Here is a 5,556-nt window from a genome sequence, read left to right as displayed (position 1 = left end):
CCCTACGAGCGACGCAGCGACATCTACGAGGCCTTCACGAGCCTCGCGGCCAGCCTCATCACCCTCAACCAGATCAAACGGTTCTGTTAGGCGCTCTAAAGGACCGCCTCGATCAACCCGAGGCTCTTGGCTTCCTCGGCCTCGATATACCAATTGTACGGGGCTTTCTCGATGACCTCCTCCAAGGAGACCTGCGAGCCGGTGACGAGGTTGGCGAAGCCCTCGTTCTGAATCTCGATGGAGGTCTCGATCTCGTGCAATGTCGCCTTGAGGGTGGCGATGCAGGTGGTGAGGGGACCGTGGATCTCCAAGGTCTTGGCCATCTTGCGCTCGTGGATCATCAGTCGCGTACCGCGCGTGAGATAGCGGTTCGGACGCGCGAAGAAACTCATGAGCGTCGTGCCAGCCGAGTAGATCGCCGCCTTGCCAAGGAAGACGAAACGGCGATGCGGCGTCACCTCGCTGGCAAAGCGAATGTCTTCGCCCATCATCCGGGCCACTTCCGGGTCGCCGCCGAGGGTGGTGAGTTCGACCACCACGAGGTCCAGCCCGGAGGCGGCGTCGAGTTGGCGCCGGAAAGCCTTGTACATGTCGTGATCGACCGGTCCCGACAGCAGAATGGCGGGGCCCTTGAAGTCCGGGGCGGAAAGCAGCGTGTTGTCCATCATCGATCCTCTGCCGAAAGGCACATCGGGACGCATCCCCGCATGCCTCGTGCCGGATCGAGAAGCCTCACCCGCGCATGTGGTTGCCGGGTGTGGGAAAAAATCCGCCTGGCGGCATCCGGCATCCGACAGACAAAGGGCCGCCGATCTGGACTTTTCGGCCCACCGCCTCTATATCGATCCTGCGTTTGATGACCGGTTCGTAATAACGTTTCAGGACCCGGAGGGCAGTACTCCGGCGCCTCCACCAAAAACGCATCGTGATGCGTTTCTGATGGGGGCGAAATAGGATCGACTGGGCGGTAAAGGGATCGCGAGAGCGTCGGTAAGGACTCGACCGGTTTGGCGCAGGCAACCCCTGTTCCAAGTATTTGGCCAAAACTCTAAATGCCAACGATAACGTTGTCATGGATGCCCGCCTCGCGGCGTAAGCATCTTGCGGTAGGGTAACCGTCGAAACAGAACCCGGGGCTTCGGCTCCGGGACCCACCTTTCTCATCATAGTTGATGTTATTTTGTCAGCCGCGGCACTGCCGTTTTCGGCTGCTTTTTCGCCTTTATACTCACACGAGCCTGGGATGCGGGTTCTTCGCGCCCGCTTGGCGGTATTTCACCCCTCCCTTCCGCCACTCAATGACGGCCGCGCTGTGCGTGTGCGCACATATACCATTTGGAATTCTTCCAAGGTGTTGCTGCACGGTCCGCCTGCGCTACTTCGTGGCACCAGGGAAAGTTCTGCACCGTCGAGCGTTTGTCGGGGGCTGGTCGAAGCCTCGCGCAAACGTCCGCGACACGACCTAACGGAATTACACGTCTCATGGATCAGGTTCGGAGAACGCCATGTATGGCTCTGAAGACCTCGAACTCAACCGGCGCCATCTGATGGCGGGCGCCTCTGCCTGTGCCGTCGTCACAGCCTGTCCCTCCGCTTCCTGGGCGGCCACCGAGAGCACGTCAGACTCGGTGACATCCAAAGTGTCGCTCACGGTGAACGGGACGTCACATGAGATCGACATCGATACGCGCACCACTCTCCTCGACGCCGTGCGGGAGCACCTTCACCTGACCGGTGCCAAAAAGGGCTGCGACCACGGCCAGTGTGGGGCCTGCACGATGATCGTCGATGGAAGACGCATCAATTCCTGCCTGACCCTCGCGGTCATGCACCAGGGCGATGCCATCACCACCATTGAAGGCTTGGGCAAGCCAGGCAACCTGCATCCGATGCAGGCCGCTTTCGTCAAGCATGACGGCTATCAATGCGGATTTTGTACGCCGGGTCAGATCTGCTCCGGTGTCGCGGTTCTCGAAGAGATCAAGGCCGGCATCCCAAGCCACGTCACGGCCGATCTCAACGCGACCTCCGCGATTACCGCGGACGAGATCCGCGAGCGCATGAGCGGCAACATCTGCCGCTGCGGCGCTTATTCCAACATCGTGGACGCCATGACTGAAGTCGCTGGGAGGCAGGCATGAAGTCCTTCACTTACGAACGCGCTTCCTCGCCTGCGGAGGCCGCTGCGTCCGTCTTACGCGTACCCGGCGCAAAGTTCATCGCCGGCGGCACCAATCTTCTCGATCTGATGAAGCTGCAGGTGGAGACGCCGACCCATCTCGTCGACGTCAACGGCCTTGATCTCGATACGATCGAGCCGACGGAGGAGGGCGGTCTGCGGATCGGCGCCCTGGTGCGCAACACCGATCTTGCGGCCGATCTGCGGGTTCGGCGCGGCTACGGAGTCCTGAGCCGGGCCCTTCTGTCCGGGGCATCCGGCCAGTTGCGCAACAAGGCGACGACGGCGGGCAATCTCCTCCAGCGCACGCGCTGCCCCTATTTTTACGATACCGCTCAACCCTGCAACAAGCGACAGCCTGGAAGCGGCTGTTCGGCCATCGGCGGCATCAGTCGCCAACTCGCGGTGGTGGGGGCCAGCGAAGCCTGCATCGCCACGCATCCGGGCGACATGGCCGTGGCCATGCGGGTTCTCGACGCGAACGTGGAGACCGTGAACGACAAGGGTGACACGCGGACCATCCCCATCGCGGAGTTTCATCGCCTGCCTGGTGACACGCCCGAGATCGAGACGAACTTGCGGCCGGGCGAACTGATCACGGCGGTGACTCTGCCGAAGCCGGTCTCGGGCATGCATGTATACCGCAAGGTCCGGGACAGAGCCTCGTATGCCTTCGCGTTGATCTCCATCGCGGGGATCGTCCAGCGCGATGGGACCGGACGCATCGCCGTCGGTGGCGTCGCCCCGAAGCCGTGGCGCGACGAGGCCGCTGAGGCCGAGTTGCCGAAAGGCGCCAAGGCCGCGACGGAGCGCTTGTTCGCGGGAGCGAAGCCGACCCACGACAACGCCTACAAGCTCAAGCTCACCGAGCGCGCGCTCGGTGCCGTCCTGTCCGAAGCGAGGGCCTGAACCATGAAGTTCGACACTCCCGCTGGCCGCAACCCCATCGATCAGCTGAAAGTGGTGGGCAAGGCCACGGACCGGATCGACGGTCCCTTCAAGACCACCGGCACTGCGAACTACGCTTACGACTGGCACGATCCGCAATCGAAGGCGGTCTACGGCTTCGTCGTGGGCGCGACCATCGCCAAGGGGCGGATCGAGGCAATGGGTCTCGACGAGGCCAGGGCCGCACGCGGCGTGCTCGCCATCGTCACTTCAGAGAATGCCGGCCCCCTCGACAAGGGTAAGCTCAACGCCGCCAAGCTTCTCGGCGGCCCCGAGATCGAGCATTATCACCAGGCGGTCGCCTTGGTCGTGGCGGAGACATTCGAGCAGGCCCGTTCAGCGGCGGCCCTCATCCGTATCGATTATGCCGAATCCAAAGGCGCGTTCGATCTCGCGGCAGCGAAGGATACGGGCAAGCCCGAGAAACTCGCCGGTGCCCCGTCCGACACCTCCATCGGTGATTTCGCCGGGGCCTTCGCCTCTGCCCCGGTTCAACTCGACGCCACCTACAGCACGCCCGATCAAGCTCATGCGATGATGGAGCCGCATGCGTCCATCGCGTCCTGGGATGGCGATGCAGTGACCGTCTGGACCTCGAACCAGATGATCGCCTGGGGTACACGGGATCTGGCCCTGACCCTCGGCATCCCGAAGGAGAAGGTGCGCCTCGTCTCGCCCTTCGTCGGCGGCGGGTTTGGCGGAAAGCTGTTCCTGCGGGCGGAAGCGGTATTGGCCGCCCTGGGCGCTCGCGCCGCAAAGCGGCCGGTGAAGGTGGCGCTGACCCGTCCGCTCAGCTTCAACAACACCGTGCATCGGCCCGCCACGATCCAGCGCATCCGCCTCGGCGCGACGCCGGACGGCACGATCACGGCCATCGGCCATGAGAGCTGGTCCGGCAATCTGCCCGGCGGCAAGCCGGAGGCGGCGGTGCAACAGACGCGCCTGCTCTATGCGGGCGCCAACCGCATGACCCAAACCCGGCTCGCCATGCTCGACCTGCCCGAGGGCAACTCTATGCGCGCGCCCGGCGAAGCGCCCGGCTTGATGGTCCTCGAGATCGCCATGGACGAGATGGCGGAGAAACTCGGTCTCGATCCGGTCGAGTTCCGCATCCGCAACGACACCCAGGTCGATCCCGAGAAGCCAGAGCGCCGGTTCTCCCAGCGCAGCCTGATCGAATGCCTCCGCCTGGGCGCGGCGCGCTTCGAATGGGACAAGCGGGTCGTCAAGCCCGGTCAGGTCCGTGACGGGCGCTGGCTCGTCGGAATGGGTGTCGCCGCGGCGTTCCGCAACAATATGAACGTCAAATCGGGGGCGCGCGTCCGTCTAGATAGCCAGGGCGTGGTGACGGTCGAGACCGACATGACCGATATCGGTACTGGCAGCTACACGATCATCGGCCAGACGGCTGCCGAGATGATGGGCTTGAGCCTCGACAGGGTCGTGGTGCGGCTCGGCGATTCTGCCTTCCCCGTCTCGTCGGGATCCGGTGGCCAATTCGGCGCGAACTCCTCGACGTCGGGGGTCTACGCCGCTTGCGTCAAGCTCCGTGAGGCGGTGGCGAGATCGCTCGGGTTCAACTCGGACGATGCCGTGTTCGAGGATGGGCGTGTCCGCTCGGGCAACCGCTCCGTTCCGCTCGCCGAGGCCGCGAAGGCGGGCGACATCGTCGCCGAGGACACGATCGAGTTCGGCGGCGATCTCTCGAAGACGTACCAGCAATCGACCTTTGGGGCGCATTTCGTCGAGGTCGGCGTCGATGTGAGCACGGCGGAGATCAGGGTGAGGCGGATGCTGGCGGTCTGTGCGGCCGGACGCATCCTTAATCCAAAGTCTGCCCGCAGCCAGGTCATCGGAGGCATGACCATGGGGGTAGGTGCCGCGCTGATGGAGGAGTTGGCTGTCGACACAAGGCGCGGTTTCTTCGTCAATCACGACCTTGCCGGATACGAAGTCCCGGTCCATGCCGACATCCCGCATCAGGAGGTAATCTTCCTCGACGAGACCGACCCGATCTCCTCGCCGATGAAGGCCAAGGGCGTTGGGGAACTCGGTATCTGCGGCGTCAGCGCGGCGGTGGCCAACGCGGTCTACAACGCCACCGGCATACGGGTGCGCGATTACCCGCTCACCCTCGACAAACTTCTTGACCGTATGCCTGACGCCGCCTGAGACCAGTGATGTCTGCCGAGGGCGCGTGTCGTTCGCGCCTTCGGCCTCCGTTGCGTCATCGGGATTGTATTGGCCGAGCCACCCCGGTGTTGCGCCGCTCTACGTCGGACGGGCTTTTGCCCGCGGTTTATCTCGAAGCGGCGAGCGGGTGCGGGGTTCACGAAGCGCGAAATCCTTGTTTGCCGGCAATGAGTTATGTTGTGGCGTCATGTGTTTGTCGCGAAAATCGATCAGCTTTGCGATTTTAGCATTGATGG

General features: G+C 63.4%; 4 protein-coding genes, 1 other RNA gene and 1 pseudogene. 5 read left to right on the top strand and 1 reads right to left on the bottom strand.

Annotated features, from left to right (window positions below):
- Nucleotides 1-90: pseudogene (locus MBTS_RS21695) on the top strand (IS5/IS1182 family transposase); the annotation flags it as partial.
- A gap of 5 nt (nt 91-95) precedes the next feature.
- On the opposite strand, the gene MBTS_RS21690 reads toward MBTS_RS21695, so the two are convergent.
- Nucleotides 96-665, bottom strand: coding sequence for a ClpP family protease (locus MBTS_RS21690; protein ID WP_147833449.1), 570 nt, complete (start codon nt 663-665; stop codon nt 96-98).
- Nucleotides 666-810: 145 nt separating this feature from the next.
- Between MBTS_RS21690 and ssrA the strand changes: the two genes are divergently transcribed.
- From ssrA to paoC, 4 genes are all read left to right on the top strand, one after another.
- Nucleotides 811-1,138, top strand: a transfer-messenger RNA (tmRNA) gene (gene ssrA, locus MBTS_RS21685).
- Between the two features lie 367 nt (nt 1,139-1,505).
- On the top strand, nt 1,506-2,141 hold the full coding sequence (gene paoA / locus MBTS_RS21680) for an aldehyde dehydrogenase iron-sulfur subunit PaoA (RefSeq protein ID WP_056149811.1): 636 nt from the start codon (nt 1,506-1,508) through the stop codon (nt 2,139-2,141).
- On the top strand, nt 2,138-3,088 hold the full coding sequence (locus tag MBTS_RS21675; RefSeq protein ID WP_056149810.1) for an FAD binding domain-containing protein: 951 nt from the start codon (nt 2,138-2,140) through the stop codon (nt 3,086-3,088). Before paoA ends, MBTS_RS21675 begins: the two co-directional genes overlap by 4 nt.
- A gap of 3 nt (nt 3,089-3,091) precedes the next feature.
- Nucleotides 3,092-5,299: an aldehyde oxidoreductase molybdenum-binding subunit PaoC gene (gene paoC, locus MBTS_RS21670; protein WP_192216453.1), complete on the top strand. Its 2,208-nt coding sequence runs from the start codon at nt 3,092-3,094 to the stop codon at nt 5,297-5,299.
- Nucleotides 5,300-5,556: the final 257 nt, after the last annotated feature.

The organism is Methylobacterium bullatum, from assembly GCF_014845095.1.
Lineage (GTDB): Bacteria > Pseudomonadota > Alphaproteobacteria > Rhizobiales > Beijerinckiaceae > Methylobacterium > Methylobacterium bullatum.
This window is presented reverse-complemented; position numbering and strand designations above follow the sequence as displayed.